Raw genomic sequence first — 16,648 nt, 5'->3', positions numbered from 1 at the left:
CGCCAGGTCCGCTGTGCCCACCCGTTCCGCCCCTGGCGGAACGCATGCCCACAGCGAGGCAGCGGCCCGCAGGGCGTCGCGGCGCGCACGGGCTAGGCCCACAGCGAGGCAGCGGCCCGCAGGGCGTCGCGGCGCGCACGGGCTGGGCCCACAGCGAGGCAGCGGCCCGCAGGGTGTCGCGGCGTGCACGGGGCTGGGCCCACAGCGAGGCAGCGGCCCGCAGGGCGTCGCGGTGCGTACGGGGCTTGGCCCGCAGGGGCCCGCAGCGGCCCGCAGGGGGTCAGCGTTCTCGGGGGAGCCAGCCGTTCTGGACCGCTCGGACGCCCGCCTCGAACCGGCTCCGCGCCCCCAGCCGCTCCATCAGCTGCGTCGCGATCCGCCGCGCGGTCCGGTGCGAGACGCCCAGCCGCTTCGCGATCGCCTCGTCCGTGTGGCCCTCCGCCAGCAGCCGCAGCGCCGTCGCCTCCTGGCCGCTCAGCCCGTTGACGTCCCGCTTGCGGACCGAGCCCAGCGGCGTGGCCGTCTCCCAGATGCTGTCGAACAGCGCGCACAGCGCCGTCAGTGTGCCGCTCCCCGTCAGGATGACCGCGCCCGCGCTGGTGTCCTCGCAGTCCACCGGCAGCAGCGCGAGCTCCCGGTCCGCGATCAGCATCCGCGTCGGCAGCGCCGCCACCGTCCGCACCTCCGCGCCGAGTTCGGTGAGGAAGTCCGCGTGGGCGACCGTCGCCGCGCTGTTGCGCATCGAGTCCAGGTACACCGTGCGCATCCGCACCCCGCGCCGCAGGAGCTGCTCGTTCAGCGGGCGCGACGAGCGCAGCGCGTCCTCGGTCTGCGCGCCGTCCGGCGCGAACGACATCACCTCGTGGCGGATGTCCCGCTGGAGCGACGCCAGCCGCTCCCGTACGGCGTCGAGGCCGACGAGCTGTTCGACGCCCGGGTTCGCGGCGTCCGCCTCCTGCCCCGCGTACTCGGAGATCAGCTTCGCCGCGGCCGCCCGCGACATCTCGATCCGGTGCTGGTGCGCGGCCAGCTCCGCGGACTGCCGGGCCAGCAGCGACTCCAGGCCCAGGTCGGGGCTGACGGCCCGCAGCCGGCCGGGGTGCTCGTAGGAATCCGCGACCAGGCCGAGCCGGGAGAGCCGGTCCTGTGCCGAACGGACCGATTCGGCGGAAATGCCGAGGCGGTCACCCAGCTGCTCCACGTCGTCCCGCGGGCATCTGAGCATCAGGCGGTAGACGGACTCGGCGGTGCTGTCCAGTCCGAGTGATTCGAGCAAGCTCTCCCCCTTGAGCCACGGAATATGCCTCAGGCACCCGCGCGATGATAGGCCCCGCCTCACTTCGGCAACAAGGCTGTATTGCCATTCGGCGCACGTCAGTGGCGTGCCAACCCCCGCCCGGCGGCCGGAACTTGCCCCTCCGGCAGGTGGACACCTTGGGTCAAGGACGGATCTGGCCACCGGAAACCGCTTCACCGGCGGCGGGCGACCGGCAAAGCTTGATCCCGTCGACGGCACCGGATCCGTCGGCGGCCTTCCGGAAGTACGTCTGGCGCATCGCTCTTTCCGTGCGTCGGCACACCGCGCCCCATTCGCCTTTCACGGCGTGTTTCGGACGCGTTAACCGTGCCTGTTTCAGTCCGCCTTTCAACTTAAGGAATCAGCCATGTTCCCGCTCGGTCTCGTTCGTGCCGCTGTCGTCACCGCCGTCCTGGGCTGCGCCGCTCTCGCGGCCCCCGCCGCCCTGGCGGCCGGCGACCCGGCGCCCGCCCTGGTGGCCACGGCGACGACCGCGCCGACGGTCACGTCGGGCGACGGTGAGGACGACTGGACCTGGCAGCGATGACGCGGCGTGGCCCCCACCCCACCCCTGTGACTGAACCCTGGGAGTTCTCGTGGACATAAGGCAACTGACCACCTTTCACAAAGTCGCGACCCTGCTCAGCTTCACCCGTGCCGCGACCGAACTCCGGTACGCGCAGTCCAGCGTCACCGCGCAGATCAAGAACCTGGAATCCTCCCTGGGGGTCGAGCTGTTCGAGCGCCTCGGCGCCAGAATCCAGCTGACGCCCGCCGGGCAGCGGCTCCTCCCGTACGCCGAGCAGATGCTTGCCCTCGCCGGTGAGGCGCGCGGTGTCGCGGCGGGCGGCGGCGAGCCGTCCGGGATGCTCACCGTCGGCACGATGGAGAGCATCACCTCGTACCGCATGCCGCCCGTGCTGGAGTTCTTCCACCACCGCTACCCGCAGCTCCAGCTGGTGCTGCGGCCCAGCCTCTGCGCGGAGACCCTGTACTCGCTGCGCCAGGGCATCTTCGACATGGGCTTCCTCATGGAGGCCGAGACCCGCCACTCCGGCGTGGAGAGCGAGGTGCTGGGCGCCGAGCCGCTCGTCGTGGTCGCCGCGCCCGGCCACCCGCTGGCCCAGGAGGAGAAGGTCACCCTCGACCAGCTGCGCGAGGTGCAGGTGCTGGCGCCCGAGGCGGGCTGCGCCTACCGCGAGCTGTTCGAGGCCGAGCTGAACAGCGGCTCGGGGGAGCCCGTGCCGTTCCTGGAGTTCGGCAACATCGAGTCCATCAAGCGGGGGCTCGCCGCCGGCCTCGGGGTGGCCCTGCTGCCCACGATGACCGTCGCCGACGACCTGGCGGCCGGCTCGTTCGCCGCGCTCGCGTGGGAGCCGCCGTTCGAGGTGTACACGCAGCTCGCCTGGCGCCGGGGCCGCCGGCAGACCCGCGAGATGCGGCTGTTCATCGAGCGGACCATGGAGTGCATGGCGAGCGAGTACGACCGGGTCGCCGCCGCCCCCGCCGCGCCGGACGCCCCGACCGGGCGGGACGGCGAAGGCGACGCGGCCTGACGCCCCCGCGGGCGCACCGGCCGGTCCGCCGTGCCGCGCCACCGCGGCGGCCCGCTCCCCTCGCGCGCCCCGCCGCGGGGCCCCGCGGGAGGCGCCCGCCGCGGCGGACCGGTCCACCCGCCCGCCCGCGGCCCCCGCGCGGCACGCGCGCACGGCGGGCGGCACCCGTACGGCGGGGCGGTGCCCCGTCCCCGTACCGCCGGGCATCGAAACGCGTGATCCGCGCCATCGGGAATGTCCTGGGCTCCGACCTGGACCCGAAACCACCCGAGCGGACAGCATTTCATCCGTCACTCCACCCCTTTGCGGAGAAGGTCATGACGAATATCGAGCGCCCGGCAAAAAAATTCATCGTGTCGAGCGTTTCCTCAGACGCGCATATGTGGAACCTGGTCTTCCTTCAACTCCTGCTGGAGGAGCACGGCGGTGAGGTCCACAATCTCGGCGCCTGCGTCCCGGACCAGGTCATCATCGACGAATGCCGGAAGAGACGCCCGGACGTCCTCGTTCTCAGCACGGTCAACGGCCACGGCCACATCGACGGGCTGCGGCTCATCAAGAAGATTCGCAGCGAACCCGACCTGAAGGACCTGCGCGTCGTCATCGGCGGGAAACTCGGCGTGCGCGGCGCGGAGAACGTGAAATTCATCCAGGGCCTCGCCGAAGGCGGTTTCGACGGCGTCTTCGAATCCGAGGGCGGGCTGCAGAACTTCCAGGAGTTCCTCGGCCTCGGCGGCCGCCCCGCCCCGCGCGCCCTGCCCCGCCCCCAGCCCGCCGTCCCCGTCCCCGGCACCGCCCCGGCCACCGAGGACGCGCCCCGCCTGGCGGAGGCCGTCGCATGAGCGTCCTCACCACGGCCCCCGCCGGGCAGGACCCCGCCGCGCCGGTACGCGCCGCGGACACCGCGCCCGACCGCCCCGACGTCCCCTACGACAACCGGTTCTCCGCGTTCGTGCACCGCACCAGCCGCGCCGGCGGGCTCGTCGTGCAGCCCCGCATGGGCTTCGCCGAGATCCCCGTCATGCGCGACGGCCTCCTCGGTGTGCGCACCGCGCGCGCCGCCTCCGTCGGCACGATCACCCTCGACAGCTACACCCGCGTCAACGACCACGACTCGGCCCGCGAGGCCCTGCGCACCGGCGCGGAGCTCAACGGCTTCCCGCTCGTCGCGCACGGGGCCGCGACCACCCGCGCCATGCTCGACGGGGTCACCGGGGACGACTTCCCCGTCCAGGTGCGGCACGGCTCCGCCCTGCCGTACCCGCTGTTCGAGGCGATGGTCGAGGCCGGCATCGACGCCACCGAGGGCGGGCCCGTCTCGTACTGCCTGCCCTACAGCCGCGTCCCGCTGAGCGAGGCCGTCGACGCCTGGTCGCGGTGTTGCGAGCTGCTCGCCGCGCAGGAGCGGCAGATGCACCTGGAGAGCTTCGGCGGCTGCATGCTCGGCCAGCTCTGCCCGCCCGGGCTGCTCGTCGCGCTCAGCGTCCTGGAGGCGCTGTTCTTCGCCGAGCACGGACTGCGCAGCATCTCCCTCAGCTACGCCCAGCAGACCCACGCCGGGCAGGACCTGGAGGCCCTCGCCGCGCTGCGCCGCCTCGCCGGGGAACGCCTCGGCGGCCTGGACTGGCACGTCGTCCTCTACACGTACATGGGCGTCTACCCGCGCACCCCCGTCGGCTCGTTCCGCATCCTGGAGGACAGCGCCCGCCTCGCCGTGCGCAGCGGCACCGAGCGGCTCATCGTCAAGACGCCCGCCGAGGCGCACCGCATCCCCACCGTCCAGGAGAACGTCGACGCGCTGGAGTTCGCCGCGTACGTCGCCGACGACGAGGCCCGCCACGGCCGGCCGCAGGAGCCCACCGAGACCGGCGTGTACGAGGAGGCCCGGATGCTCGTGGACTCCACCCTCGACCTCGCGCCGACCGTCGGCGCCGCCCTGGTCCGCGCGTTCGCCCGGGGCCACCTCGACGTGCCGTACTGCCTGCACCTCGACAACGCCAACCGCGCCCGCGCCTTCGTCGACCCGCGCGGCCTGCTCCGCTGGGGCGACCCGGGCGCCATGCCCGTCACCGCCGACCCGGCCGCCGCCCGCGCCCCGCTGTCCGCGCAGGGCCTGATCGAGATGCTCGGCTACAACGAGCGCCGCTTCGACCGTGAGCAACTGACCCGCGTCAACCACCCGCACGGGAGCCTGACATGAGCGACGCCCTCACCCTGACCCGCCCGGCCGCCACCCTGGAGGGCGTGCGCGCCCGCGGCACCGTCCGCGCGGTCGTCAGCCGCGGCATCCGCGGCCTGTCCCTGCGCGGCGCCGACGGCGCCTGGACCGGCCTGGACACCGATGTGGCGCGCGCGGTCGCCGCCGCCGCGCTGGGCGACCCGGACGCCGTCGAGTGGCTGCCCGCCGACCCCGCCGGGCGGCTCGACCCGCTGCGCTCCGGCGACGCCGACCTGACCGTGTGCAACCTGACCTGGACGCTGGGCCGCGAGGCCGCCTGGCCGGTCCTCTTCGCCGGGGTGACCTGCTACGACGGCGAGGGCTTCCTCGTCCGCGGGGACAGCGGGATCGAGAGCCCCGAGGACCTGGACGGCATGCGCGTCGCCGTACAGGCCGGCACGACCAGCCCCGCCAACCTCGCGGCCTGGTACGGCCCACGCGGCCTCGGCGTCGAGCCCGTCGCGTACCCGACGCCCGCCGAGACGCTCGCCGGGTACGCGAGCGGGGAGTGCGCGGCGTACGTCCTGGACCGCACCGCGCTCGCCGGGGAGCGGGCCGCGCTGCCCGACCCGGACGCCCACGTCATCCTCGACGCGGCCATCTCCCGCGAGCCGATGGCCGCCGCCGTCCGCGACGACGACGCCGACTGGTACCGGCTGTGCCGCTGGGTGCTGCAACTCCTCGTCGCCGCCGAGCACCACGCCGACGAGGCCGAGCGGGGCCCCGGAGGGCGCGCCGCCGGGATCGCCGAGGCGGCCCGGCTGGCCGGCCGGCACGGCCCGTCGCTCGGCCTCGACGAGGGCTGGGCGGCCCGCGTGCTCGACGCGACCGGCACGTACGGCGACGTCTACGAGCGCAACCTGGGCGCCGCCTCCGGGCTCGGCGTGCCGCGCGGGCTCAACGAACTGTGGACCAGGGGCGGACTGCATTACGCCGTCCCGCTGGTCTGACCTCACCCACCCCGTCCACCCCCGTGTGAGAGGACCCCCTATGAGTACGGAGACACGCTCCGCGAGCACCGAGCTGAAAGGATCGATCGAGCTCACCGCGGCGATGATCCTGTCCGGCACGCTCGGCATCTTCGTCGTCGAGTCCGGCGCGTCGCCCTTCAACGTCGTCTTCTTCCGCTGCCTGTTCGGCGCGGTCGCCCTCGGCCTCTACTGCCTGGTCCGCGGCTTCTTCAAGAACCACGGCTTCACCCCGAAGAAGGTCGGCCTGGCCGCCCTGGGCGGTGTCTTCATCGTCTTCAACTGGGCGTTCCTCTTCGAGTCGTACGAGTCGACCTCGATCACCGTGGCGACCGTCGTCTACCACACGCAGCCGTTCTACGTGATGCTGCTCGGCGCGGTCCTGTTCCGCGACAAGATCACCGCGACCAAGCTGGGCTGGCTCGTCGTCGCCTTCGCCGGCCTGGTCCTCGTCGCCGGGGTGTCGCTGTCCGACTTCCAGGACGGCGACAGGAGCGGCTACCTCGCCGGCCTCGGCCTGGCGCTGCTCGCCGCCGTGTTCTACGCGCTGTCGACCGTCATCACCAAGCGCGTCACCGGTGTGAAGCCGCACCTCGTGGCGCTGATCCAGGTCGTCCTCGGCATCCCGCTGCTGGCGCCGTTCGCCGCGTTCGGCGAGATGGGCGGCACGGGCGCCGACTGGGGCTGGCTGATCGGCCTGGGCCTGATCCACACCTGCCTGATGTACGTGCTGATGTACTCCTCGTACCAGAAGCTGCCCACCGCGAAGATCGCCGTCCTGGCCTTCGTCTACCCGGCCGTCGCCATGCTCTGCGACTGGGCCGTGTACGGGCACAGCATCACCCTGCTCCAGGCGCTCGGCATCCCGCTCATCGTCGGCGCGAGCCTCGGCGTGAACCTCGGCTGGCGCCTCGGCCCGCGCCGCGCCGCCGCCGCCCCGGCCGCGCCCGCCGCCCCCTCCGGTGAGGGCGCCGCCGCCTCCCAGAACGACGCTTCCGCTTCCGCACCGCTGCGGTCCGGGGCCCGGACCACGGCCGGGACCACCGCCGCAGCCGACAAGATCACGATTGGAGAGTCGCGATGACTCCTGGCACCACGACCACCGAAGCCACCCGCGCCCCCGGCACGGGCGTCCCGCCCCGCGTCGCGATCGTCGGCGCCACCGGCGCCGTCGGCAGCACCCTCATGGAACTGATGGAGTCGCGCGGCTTCCGCTACAGCGAGCTCCACCTGGTCGCGTCCGCCCGCTCGGCGGGCCGCGTACTGACCGTCGGGGAGCGCGAGTACACGGTCGTCGCCGTCGAGGACTTCGACTTCGGCCGCGTCGACGTCGCCTTCTTCTCCGCCGGCACGTCCGTCAGCGAGAAGTGGGTGCCCGTCGCCACCGAGGCCGGCGCGCTCGTCATCGACAACACGATCGCCTTCCGCATGGACCCGGACACGCCGCTGGTCGTGCCGCAGGTCAACGCCCACGAGCTGGACCGCCGCCCGGCCTCCGGGATCGTCGCCAACCCCAACTGCTCCACCATCCCGCTGGTCCGGCTGCTGCGCGGCATCGAGGACCGCTGGGGCGTCCGCAACGCCGTCGTCAGCACCTACCAGGCCGCCTCCGGCCTCGGCTACTCCGGTGTGGAGGAACTCCAGGAGTCCAGCCGGGCCGCCCTCCAGGGCCCCGACGCCGACTTCGAGGCGACCCACTTCCACCCGACGCTCGCCTTCAACGTCATCCCGAAGATCGACCGCTTCCTCGACTCCGGCTTCACGCTGGAGGAGGAGAAGATGCTCCGCGAGTCCCGCAAGATCCTCGGCCTGCCGCACCTGGACGTCACCACCACCTGCGTCCGCGTGCCCGTCGCCAACTGCCACTCCGAGGCCGTGTACGTGGAGTGCCAGGAGCCCGTGGACCGCGCCGAACTGGTCGAGGTCCTCGCCGGGCTGCCGGAGGTCCGGGTCCACGACCAGGAGACCGTCAGCGCGTTCCCGACGCCGGCCGTGGTCGACAGCTCCGACATCGTCCACGTCGGGCGCGTCCGCATCACGCAGAACAACCCGCGCGCCTTCTGGCTGTGGCTGGTCGCCGACAACCTCCGCATCGGCGCCGCCCTCAACGCCCTGCAGATCGGCGAGGAGCTCGTCGCCCGCGGCACCCTGGAGGGCAGGCCGTGAGCGCACCCGCCGTCCTGAAGTTCGGCGGGTCCAGCTTCCGCACACTCGCCGCGTACGGAGACCTCGCGCGGGCGCTCAGCGACCGGATCGACCGCGAGGGGACCCGCCTCGTCGTGGTCGTCAGCGGCCAGCCCGGCGAGACCGAGCAGTTCCGCGAGCGCCTCAACCAGGTCAACCCGCACCCCGAGGACGAGACGGTCGCCGGACTGCTGACCCTCGCCGACACCATCGGCGCCCAGCTGCTGTGCACCGCCCTCAACCGGGTCGGGCGCACCGCGACCGTCCTCGCCGGGCACCAGCTGGGCCTCGTCACCAACTCCAACTTCATGTGGGCCCGCCTCCAGCACACCGACCCGGAACCGCTGCGCACGGCGCTGCTCGACCACGACGTCGTCGTCGTGCCGGGCGGGCAGGCCGCCGACGCGCAGGGCCGGCCGACCTGGCTGGGCAAGAACAGCTCCGACCTGTCGGCGGTCGCCATCGCCGCCGCCGTCGGCGCGACCCGGTGCGAGATCCACTCCGACGTGGACGGCATCTACAGCACCGACCCGCACCTGGTGAGCGGGACCCGGCTGCTGAAGGAGGTCTCGTACAACATCGCCGCGCTGATGTCCCTGTACGGGGCGAAGGTGCTGCACCGCAGGTCCGTCAGGCTCGCGCAGAAGCACCGGGTGGAGATCGTCTGCCGCCTCAACCGGGCGCCGTTCACGGTCGGTTCGGTCATCGGCACCGGCGGCACCGAGGCGTCGGCGGTGGTCCTCAACCAGCGCTCCGTCGCCCTGGCGTACGAGTCCGACGCCGACGCGGACCAGGCGTTCAACGCCTTCCACCAGGCCAACATCGACACGATCCGCCTCACCACCGGGCCCCTGGTCGCCGTCATCGGCGGCTTCGTGGACCTGGAGGAGTTCCAGCGCCGCAACGGCCTGACGCCCGGCACGTACGCGGGCGTCCCGGTCACGGCGCTGCGCGGCAGCAAGGTCGCCACGCACCTCGCGCCGGGCGAGGACGCCGCCCTGCACCTGGCGCAGTGGCTGCACGACCGCCTCCAGGACCCCGACGCGCCGCTGCCTGAGCCCGATTCCGCCTCCATACCCGTACTGCAGGGAGTGTGACCGACATGACCACCACCGCCGACCGTCCGCTCGCGCCCGCCGCGGACCGCACCGTGGCGGTGCCCACCTTCGCCGAGATCCGCCTGCCCGACGAGGTCAGGGACGCGCTCGGGACGGCGCTCACCGCCGTCGGCGACCCGACGGCGGACATCGACGACGCGATGACCCGCTACCACCAGGCGTTCGCCGCACTGCCGACCGGGCTGCTGCGGCAGCTCATCGACTTCGGCCGCCACATCGACGCGCCCGGCGTCGCCCTCGTCGACAACCTGCCCGTCGACGCGGTCCTCCCGGACACCCCGGCCGACGGCGGCCCGGCCCGCGGCAAGGCGACGTTCGTCGCGGAGGGCGTCCTGCTGGGCCTGAGCGGCCTGCTGGGCGAGCCGATCGGCGTCACCACGGAGAAGGCCGGCCGCCTCGTCCACGACGTGATCCCGGTCCAGGGCGGCGCCCGCACCCAGACCAACCAGGGCTCGGAGGTGTTCCTCAACTTCCACAGCGACATCACGCACGACGTGATCGGCCGCTACGACATCGCCAACCCGGACTTCCTGGTCCTCAGCTGCCTGCGCGCCGACCACGAGGGCGTCGCCATGACCAGCTACGCCGACGCCCGCGACATCTCCGCCGCGCTGGAGCCGGAGATGCTGGAGACGCTGCGCTCCCCGCTGTTCCGGCTGAACGCGCCGGGCAGCTACACGCGGGACGTCGCCGGCGACGCGGAGGTGCTGTCCGACCCGGTCCCGCTGATCAGCGGCGCCGGCGAGTACCCGGAGATCGTGATCTCAGCGAACGGCGTACGGGCCCTCACCAGCGGCGCCGAGGCGGCCCTGTCCCGCCTCCAGGAGGTCTGCCGGGCCGTGTCCCACACGGTACGGCTCCGCCCCGGCCAGGCCCTGCTGATCAACAACCGCAAGGGCGTCCACGCCCGGTCCACGTTCACGGCGCGCTACGACGGCCGCGACCGCTGGCTGCAGCGCACCTACGTCCGCCGCAACCTGTGGGACATCCGCTACCGCGTCACCCCGGACAACCGCCGGGTGCACTTCTGACCGTGGGCGGGTGCGCTTCCGAGGTGTGAGGGGTGCGCCTCCGGGCCGCTCGTGGAGCCGAAGGGGCGCGCGGGTGTCGAGAGGGCATGGGGTCCCCCTGCTCGGGCGAAGCCGAGAGCTTCGGGGAGCGCGCAGGCCCTGAGGAACGACGGGGGCACCCCCGGACGAAGTCCGGGGGAGGCTGAGCACCGTCGGCCTCTCGACACCCGCTCACAGCGCCCCGGAGGTGGAACGAGCCGAAAAGAGAGCGGGCAGCGCCCGGGCGAAGGCGGCGGCCAGTTTGTGCTCGCCCGCCGGGCCCGGGTGCGTGCCGTCGTAGGTGTCCGTCCGCAGGTCGTACCCGGCGGGCGGCGCGGCCACGACCAGGGGTGAGCGCGGCGTGGACAGCTCGGCGGCCGTCGCGGCGAGGAGGCCGTTGAAGCGGGCGCACTCCGCCGCGAAGGGCGGCTCCTCCTCCGCGCGCACATTGGGGATGACCGGCAGCAGCACCGCGCGTACGTCCGGGTTGGCCGCGCGCGCCGCCGCCACGAACGCCCGCACGTTCTCGGTCGTCTGGTCGCTGTTGGTGTAGAAGCCCAGGTCGATGAGGCCCAGCGACACCAGCAGCGTGTCCGCCCCGGTCGACGCCACGGCGTCCCCGATGAGCGGCGCCATGTGCAGCCAGCCCTCGCCCCAGCCCGCCAGATGCGCCCGCGCCTCCTCCGGGAACGCCGGGTCCGCGTACGCGGTGGACACCGGGGCGCCGGCGTCGTGGTCGTACAGCGTGGTGCGGGGGCCGACGATCGCGTACCCGCCGGGCCCGAAGGCCGTCTGGAGGTGCTGCCACATGCGGTAGCGCCAGGTGTGCTCGCCGGCGCTTCCGATGGTCATGGAGTCGCCGACGAACATGAACCTGGGACGCATGGCCGCCATCATGGCCGGTCGGCGGCCCCCGACGCCACGTGACCATGGACACTGGACGGCATGGCTTCCCTCCGCGCGTCCGCCGTCCTCGCAGCGGTTCTCCTGTCAGCGGCCACCGCCCCGGCGGCGTCGGCCGACGACCCCGACGGCTTCACGCTGAAAGACCCCCGCATCACCGAGTCCAGCGGCCTCGCCGCGAGCCGCGCGCATCCCGGCGTGTACTGGACGCACAACGACCAGGACGAGCCGCGGGTGTTCGCCGTCGACGGGCGCACCGGCGAGACCGTGGCGGTGGTCACCCTGCGCGGCGTCGGGAAGCCCCGCGACATGGAGGCGATCTCCGTCGGCCCCGACGGGTACGTCTACGTCGGCGACATCGGGGACAACCTGAACGGCTCGTGGAGCCACGTGTGGATCTACCGCTTCCGCGAGCCGGAGCGGCTGCGCGACCAGACGGTGGACGCCACCCAGTACACGGTCCGCTACGAGGACGGGCCGCGCGACGCGGAGGCGCTGATGGTCCATCCGCGCACCGGCCGCGTCTACATCGCGTCGAAGAACGAGGAGGGCGGCGGGCTCTACGAGGGCCCGGCGAAGCTGTCCGCGAAGGGCCCGAACGTCTTCCGGCGGATCGGCGAGGTGCCGTGGGTGACGGACGGCGCGTTCTCGCCGGACGGGACGCGGCTGGTGCTGCGCGGCTACTTCAGCGCGCGCGGCTACGCCTGGAAGGACGGGCGGCCGGGCGCCGACGACCGGGTGCGGGCGCCGATCCTGGGCCAGGCGGAGTCGGTCACGTACACGCCGGACGGCTCGGCGCTGCTGTTCGGCACGGAGGGCGGGCACGGCCAGGTCGTCCGGGTCCCCGTGGAGGGCACGGGCGCGGCGCCCTCCCCGCCGGCGGGCACCTCGCGGCCGGGCGGTTCCGGTGCGGATTCCGGCGGGGCGTCCGGGGAGGGCGCGGCGGGCGGCGGCTCGGCGTACACGCTGGGCCTGGTCGCGCTGGGCGGGGCGCTGCTGCTGGGCCTGCGCAGGCTGCGCGGCAGGGGCGGGGCGCCGAAGGACTGAACGCCCCGCCGGGGCTCAGCGGCAGGCCACGGTGGGGCCGTTGACCATGGCGCCGGCGACCTGCTGGCCGTTCGGCGTCCAGTAGCCGAGCCGGGAGACGATGGTCGAGCAGGTGTCGGCCGGCAGCGTGACGTGGACCGTCACGGTGGCGGGGCGGCCGGGCTGCAGATCGGTGAGCGCGCAGTCCAGGGCGTGCGCGCTGCGGGTGGTGGCCGGGTAGCGGCCGGTCAGCGGGTTGACGCAGCGCACGTCGGTGGAGTCGAGCCGGATGCCGGTGCCGGGTTCGCCGATGAGACCGAGGCGGGCGCTGCCGTCGCCGTCGTCGGTGGTCCGCTCGACCGTGTACGTGAGGGTGGTGGTCGCCCCGGGGGCGAGCGCGGCCGGCGGCGCGACCCCGATGCGGTGCCCGGCCGCCGGCTTGGGCGCGGTCAGGGTGAACGTCCCCTTGGCGGTGCCCGTCAGCGGCTCGGCGCCGGTCCGGGGCGCTGCGCCCACCCGGACGGTGGCCGTGAACGCGTACGTACCGGGGCCCGGGTACTCGGCGCGGCCGCCCAGCGTGCCGGACGCGGTGTCGTCCTCGTCGTCGCCCCGGCGGGCGGTCCACGTGCCGGAGACGGCGCAGGCGCAGTCGGCGGCGGCGGTGACGGTCATGTTGGCCCCGGCGACGGTGACGCACAGACCGACGGAGGGTCCGGCGGGCCGCTCGGTGCCGCTCTGCTCCAAGGGCGCGGCGGGCGAGCAGGTGGTCACGGCAGGCGGGGGAGCGGCGGCGGCCCCGGCGGCGGGGACGGCGCCCGCGAGGACGGTCAGGCCCGCTGCGGCGAGGGCCGTCAGGGAGGTTCCGAGACGCACTGCGTGCCTCCAGGTCTGTGCGGCTGCGTCGGCTGTACTCCACCGATCCTGCGCGCGACCGCCCGGCACCGCGCGCCGACTGCTCCATCAGGCGCACACCGCGTCCGCGCCCGGCCGCGCCCGTCCGCGTCCCGCATGGGAGCCCGCGCCCGGGCCCGACGGCACGTCAGCCGCGGGCCGCCCGTGCTTCCGCGACCTTCGCCTCGAACCCCCGCACCAGGCACCGCAGCCCGAACGCGAAGTGGTCGAACTCCTCCGAGAACGTGTCCTCGGAGAGCTGGGCCATCAGCGGGAACTCGCCGCTCTCCATGACCCGCGCGAGGATCGGCTCCTGGCTCTTCCAGAACTCCTCGTCGCTCACCCCGGTCTGCCGCGCCGCCTCCGCGGCGTCGATCCCCATACGGGCGATCCCGCTGGTGAAGCTCTGCACGGCGATGATCACCGACAGGGTCTCCTGGTCGCTCAGGCCCATCCCGCGCAGGGCGCGCAGCGCCGCCTCGAGGCCGCGCAGCGAACCGGGGCCGAGCACGCTGCGGCTCTGGTTGACCCTCAGCAGCCAGGGATGGCGCCGGTAGAGGCCGAGGTAGCCGCGCGCGAGCGCCTCGACGCCCTCGCGCCAGTCGTCCGGGGGCTCGGGCAGGCCGGGCGCGGGGTCCTGCACCCGGTCGAGCATCAGGTCCAGCAGCTCGGCCTTGCCGGGGACGTACCGGTACAGCGACATCGTGCCGACGCCCAGCTCCGCCGACAGCCGCCGCATCGACACGGCGCCGAGCCCCTCCGCGTCGGCCACCTCGATCGCGGCCGTGACGATCCGCCGCAGGGTCAGGCCCGGTTTCGGTCCGCGGCTGGGCGGCTCGCCCGTCCCCCACAGGAGCTCCATGCTGCGGTTGACGTCGCCGCTTCCGCTCGTGGTCGTGTCGCTCGCGCTGCCGGTCATGGCGTCAGCGTACGGGCAGGGGACACCTCCGGCCGAAAAACTGAGTACGCTGTACGCGCGATTGGGTACGGTGTACTCGGTTTCGGTTCGGCCGCCCTTGCGCGGCCGTCCGGCGACCTGACGTGCGAGACGGCGACGACGGAGGGGACAGCGTGGACACGACCTGGGCGATCAGGGCCGAGGGCCTGCGGAAGAGGTACGGCGGCAGAGCGGCTCTGGACGGCTTCGACCTGACCGTGCGCCCCGGCACGGTCCACGGCCTGCTCGGGCCCAACGGCGCGGGCAAGACCACCGCCGTGCGGGTCCTCGCCACGCTGCGGCGGCCCGACGGCGGCCGCGCCGAGGTGGCCGGGGTGGACGTGGCCCGCCACCCCGCGCGCGTACGGGCGCTGATCGGCCTGACCGGCCAGTACGCGGCCGTGGACGAGATCCTGACCGGCCGCCAGAACCTGGAGATGTTCGGGCGCCTCTTCCACCTCGGCCGGCGCGGCGCCCGGCGGCGCGCCGGTGAGCTGCTGGAGCGGTTCGGCCTGACGGAGGCCGCCGACCGGGGCGTGGAGGGGTACAGCGGCGGCATGCGGCGACGCCTGGACCTGGCCGCCTCGATGATCCTCGCGCCCCGCGTGCTGTTCCTGGACGAGCCGACGACGGGCCTCGACCCCCGCGCCCGGGGCGAGGTGTGGGACGCCGTGCGGAACCTGGTCGCGGGCGGCACGACCGTACTGCTGACCACGCAGTACCTGGACGAGGCCGACCAGCTGGCCTCGCACGTCACGGTCATCGACCGCGGCCGCGCCATCGCCGACGACACGCCCGAGGCGCTCAAGGACCGCGTGGGCGGCGACCGCGTCGAGGTCGTGGCCGCGGACCCGGCCGACCTGCCCCGCGTCACCGAGGCCGTGGCGCGCGTCAGCGACGGCGTACCGCACGTCGCCGAGGGCGAACGGCGCGTACACGCCCGGGTGCGCGACCGGGTGGAGGCGCTCACCCAGGTCGCGCGGGTCCTGCGCGACGAGGGCGTGCGGGTCGAGGACATCGGGCTGCGCCGCCCGACGCTCGACGACGTCTTCCTGCGCCTGACCGGCGCGGACGCCCACCGGGCGGCGGACGCCACCGCCGCCCGCACCGCGGAAGGAGCCGCCGCGTGAGCACCCTCGCGCCCCGTACCGCCGCCCCCCACCCCGCCGACGCCCCGCTGCCACTGCCGGGCAGGTCGCGCGCCTACTGGGCGGCGGCGGACTGCTGGAACATCGTCCGCCGCACCCTGATCCACTACCGCCGCAAGCCCGTCTTCATCGCCTGGCAGCTCGGCTTCCCGATCGTCTCCGTGCTGCTGTACGGCTACGTCTTCGGCGGTGCGATGCGCCCGCCGGGCGGCGGCGAGGGCGGCACGGCCGCGGACTACCGCGCGTATCTGATGCCGGGGATGTTCGTGATGACGATGGCCTTCGGGTTCATGGGCACCGCCACGGCCGTGGTGACGGACGCGCAGAAGGGCGTCACCGACCGGTTCCGCTCCATGCCGATGGCCCCCTCCGCGGTCGTGACGGGACGCGGGGTGACCGATCTGCTCGTGTCGGCCGCGGAGTTGACGATCCTGGCCCTGACGGCGCTGGCGATGGGCTGGCGGGCGGACGGCGCGGTGGCGGCGACGGCCGGGGCGTTCGCCCTGCTGCTGTGGCTGCGGTTCGCGCTGATCTGGCTGGGCGTGTGGCTGGGGCTGCTGCTGCCGAGCCCCGAGGCCGCCGGCTCGCTGTACGCCGTGGTGTTCCCCCTGACGATGATCTCCAGCATCTTCGTCCCGACGTCCACCATGCCGGGCTGGCTGGGGACGCTCGCGGCCTGGAACCCGCTGTCCTCCACCGCGTCGGCCACCCGAGGCCTGTTCGGCAACGAGGTCGCGTCGGACGGCAGTTGGGTCCAGGAACACGCCCTGCTGCTGGCGGTGGCGTGGCCGCTGGCCATCACGGCCGTCTGCCTGCCGCTGGCCGTGCGCCGCTTCCGCGCCCTCGGCCGGTGAGCGGGGGCCACCCGGACCGCCTTGACCTCGATCGCGCGTGAGGTCCTGCGTTCGCCGGTGACCGAACGGGCCCGGGAGAAGGGTGGCGCGATGGACGTGGGCGAGGGCCCCGCCCCGGCATCGACCTGCCGGTCGAGCGGAAGCCTGCTCGCGGAGGGCGGCGACGGGCGCCTGCGCCTCACCGACGAGGGCCGCGACCTGCACGCGCGGGCCGCCGAGACCCAGCGCGCCAACCGGACCCGGGTCCACGACGGCGTCGGCGACGAGGAGTGCCCGACGACCCCGAAGGCCCTCCGGCGCGTGATCCGCGACGCGGGCGGGGACGTGCGCCGGGGAACCTGAGGCGGTGGTGGGGCGGGTCCGCGGAGGGGGAGTCCCGCGGACCCGCCCGGTCACGGGAGGCGGCCGTGGTCGGGGATGCCGCCCGTGACGACGGGGGAACGGCTCACCGGCTGGACCGCCCGCCCGGGCGGCACCGGCTCACCGGCCGGTCCGCCCG

At 74.0% G+C, this 16,648-nt stretch carries 17 protein-coding genes; 13 read left to right on the top strand and 4 right to left on the bottom strand.

The features are described 5' to 3' along the window. Positions 1-280: 280 nt before the first annotated feature. Positions 281-1,276: a helix-turn-helix domain-containing protein gene (locus ACSUPT_RS12630; protein WP_436944298.1), complete on the bottom strand. Its 996-nt coding sequence runs from the start codon at positions 1,274-1,276 to the stop codon at positions 281-283. Positions 1,277-1,664: 388 nt separating this feature from the next. On the opposite strand from ACSUPT_RS12630, the gene ACSUPT_RS12625 reads away from it, so the two are divergent. The 9 genes from ACSUPT_RS12625 to ACSUPT_RS12585 all read left to right on the top strand — a co-directional run bounded on the left by ACSUPT_RS12625 (position 1,665) and on the right by ACSUPT_RS12585 (position 10,372). Next, a complete protein-coding gene (locus ACSUPT_RS12625) occupies positions 1,665-1,844 on the top strand; it encodes a hypothetical protein (protein ID WP_351964528.1) in 180 nt (59 codons plus the stop codon). A gap of 49 nt (positions 1,845-1,893) precedes the next feature. Continuing rightward, on the top strand, positions 1,894-2,853 hold the full coding sequence (locus ACSUPT_RS12620) for a LysR family transcriptional regulator (protein ID WP_351964527.1): 960 nt from the start codon (positions 1,894-1,896) through the stop codon (positions 2,851-2,853). Positions 2,854-3,170: 317 nt separating this feature from the next. Beyond that, entirely contained in the window at positions 3,171-3,695 is a 525-nt protein-coding gene (locus ACSUPT_RS12615; protein ID WP_351964526.1) for a cobalamin-dependent protein, read from the top strand. Further along, positions 3,692-5,053, top strand: coding sequence for a methylaspartate mutase (locus ACSUPT_RS12610; protein WP_361662873.1), 1,362 nt, complete (start codon positions 3,692-3,694; stop codon positions 5,051-5,053). The genes ACSUPT_RS12615 and ACSUPT_RS12610 overlap by 4 nt, the downstream gene beginning before the upstream one ends. After that, entirely contained in the window at positions 5,050-6,021 is a 972-nt protein-coding gene (locus tag ACSUPT_RS12605) for a transporter substrate-binding domain-containing protein (RefSeq protein WP_436944297.1), read from the top strand. Before ACSUPT_RS12610 ends, ACSUPT_RS12605 begins: the two co-directional genes overlap by 4 nt. Before the next feature lie 40 nt (positions 6,022-6,061). Further along, on the top strand, positions 6,062-7,123 hold the full coding sequence (locus ACSUPT_RS12600; RefSeq protein ID WP_436944295.1) for a DMT family transporter: 1,062 nt from the start codon (positions 6,062-6,064) through the stop codon (positions 7,121-7,123). After that, positions 7,120-8,205, top strand: coding sequence for an aspartate-semialdehyde dehydrogenase (locus ACSUPT_RS12595; RefSeq protein ID WP_403499328.1), 1,086 nt, complete (start codon positions 7,120-7,122; stop codon positions 8,203-8,205). Before ACSUPT_RS12600 ends, ACSUPT_RS12595 begins: the two co-directional genes overlap by 4 nt. Beyond that, positions 8,202-9,320 carry an amino acid kinase family protein gene (locus ACSUPT_RS12590; RefSeq protein ID WP_351964521.1) on the top strand — a complete coding sequence of 373 codons (1,119 nt, stop codon included), beginning with the start codon at positions 8,202-8,204 and terminating at the stop codon, positions 9,318-9,320. The genes ACSUPT_RS12595 and ACSUPT_RS12590 overlap by 4 nt, the downstream gene beginning before the upstream one ends. A 5-nt stretch (positions 9,321-9,325) precedes the next feature. Beyond that, positions 9,326-10,372, top strand: a complete 1,047-nt coding sequence (locus ACSUPT_RS12585; protein ID WP_436944293.1) for a TauD/TfdA family dioxygenase — start codon at positions 9,326-9,328, stop codon at positions 10,370-10,372. A 210-nt stretch (positions 10,373-10,582) separates the two neighbouring features. Here ACSUPT_RS12585 and ACSUPT_RS12580 read toward each other — a convergent pair whose 3' ends face one another. Next, positions 10,583-11,275, bottom strand: a complete 693-nt coding sequence (locus ACSUPT_RS12580) for a GDSL-type esterase/lipase family protein (protein ID WP_351964519.1) — start codon at positions 11,273-11,275, stop codon at positions 10,583-10,585. Positions 11,276-11,335: 60 nt separating this feature from the next. Between ACSUPT_RS12580 and ACSUPT_RS12575 the strand changes: the two genes are divergently transcribed. After that, positions 11,336-12,340 (top strand): WD40 repeat domain-containing protein, encoded by a 1,005-nt coding sequence (locus ACSUPT_RS12575; RefSeq protein WP_436944291.1) that lies wholly within the window; start codon positions 11,336-11,338, stop codon positions 12,338-12,340. A 15-nt stretch (positions 12,341-12,355) separates the two neighbouring features. On the opposite strand, the gene ACSUPT_RS12570 is transcribed toward ACSUPT_RS12575, so the two are convergent. Beyond that, a complete protein-coding gene (locus ACSUPT_RS12570) occupies positions 12,356-13,192 on the bottom strand; it encodes a hypothetical protein (protein WP_436944290.1) in 837 nt (278 codons plus the stop codon). A 166-nt stretch (positions 13,193-13,358) separates the two neighbouring features. Continuing rightward, on the bottom strand, positions 13,359-14,129 hold the full coding sequence (locus tag ACSUPT_RS12565; protein ID WP_436944289.1) for a TetR/AcrR family transcriptional regulator: 771 nt from the start codon (positions 14,127-14,129) through the stop codon (positions 13,359-13,361). A 152-nt stretch (positions 14,130-14,281) separates the two neighbouring features. Here ACSUPT_RS12565 and ACSUPT_RS12560 point away from each other — a divergent pair, with 152 nt between their 5' ends. From ACSUPT_RS12560 to ACSUPT_RS12550, 3 genes are read left to right on the top strand one after another with little or no spacing between them, the layout of a single operon-like run. Then, on the top strand, positions 14,282-15,277 hold the full coding sequence (locus ACSUPT_RS12560; protein ID WP_351964515.1) for an ATP-binding cassette domain-containing protein: 996 nt from the start codon (positions 14,282-14,284) through the stop codon (positions 15,275-15,277). Then, positions 15,274-16,149: an ABC transporter permease gene (locus ACSUPT_RS12555; RefSeq protein WP_436944287.1), complete on the top strand. Its 876-nt coding sequence runs from the start codon at positions 15,274-15,276 to the stop codon at positions 16,147-16,149. The genes ACSUPT_RS12560 and ACSUPT_RS12555 overlap by 4 nt, the downstream gene beginning before the upstream one ends. Positions 16,150-16,170: 21 nt before the next feature. Further along, positions 16,171-16,491 (top strand): hypothetical protein, encoded by a 321-nt coding sequence (locus ACSUPT_RS12550; protein ID WP_365726016.1) that lies wholly within the window; start codon positions 16,171-16,173, stop codon positions 16,489-16,491. Positions 16,492-16,648 lie beyond the last annotated feature (157 nt).

This window comes from Streptomyces sp. SudanB25_2051 (assembly GCF_964272635.1).
In the GTDB taxonomy this organism is placed as follows: Bacteria; Actinomycetota; Actinomycetes; order Streptomycetales; family Streptomycetaceae; genus Streptomyces.
This window is presented reverse-complemented; position numbering and strand designations above follow the sequence as displayed.

Coding starts and splice junctions, on each gene's coding strand:
- ACSUPT_RS12575 (WP_436944291.1), top strand. CDS start 11,336: ATGGCTTCCCTCCGCGCGTCCGCCGTCCTCGCAGCGGTTCTCCTGTCA.
- ACSUPT_RS12600 (WP_436944295.1), top strand. CDS start 6,062: ATGAGTACGGAGACACGCTCCGCGAGCACCGAGCTGAAAGGATCGATC.
- ACSUPT_RS12585 (WP_436944293.1), top strand. CDS start 9,326: ATGACCACCACCGCCGACCGTCCGCTCGCGCCCGCCGCGGACCGCACC.
- ACSUPT_RS12615 (WP_351964526.1), top strand. CDS start 3,171: ATGACGAATATCGAGCGCCCGGCAAAAAAATTCATCGTGTCGAGCGTT.
- ACSUPT_RS12610 (WP_361662873.1), top strand. CDS start 3,692: ATGAGCGTCCTCACCACGGCCCCCGCCGGGCAGGACCCCGCCGCGCCG.
- ACSUPT_RS12595 (WP_403499328.1), top strand. CDS start 7,120: ATGACTCCTGGCACCACGACCACCGAAGCCACCCGCGCCCCCGGCACG.
- ACSUPT_RS12625 (WP_351964528.1), top strand. CDS start 1,665: ATGTTCCCGCTCGGTCTCGTTCGTGCCGCTGTCGTCACCGCCGTCCTG.
- ACSUPT_RS12605 (WP_436944297.1), top strand. CDS start 5,050: ATGAGCGACGCCCTCACCCTGACCCGCCCGGCCGCCACCCTGGAGGGC.
- ACSUPT_RS12565 (WP_436944289.1), bottom strand. CDS start 14,129: ATGACCGGCAGCGCGAGCGACACGACCACGAGCGGAAGCGGCGACGTC.
- ACSUPT_RS12580 (WP_351964519.1), bottom strand. CDS start 11,275: ATGCGTCCCAGGTTCATGTTCGTCGGCGACTCCATGACCATCGGAAGC.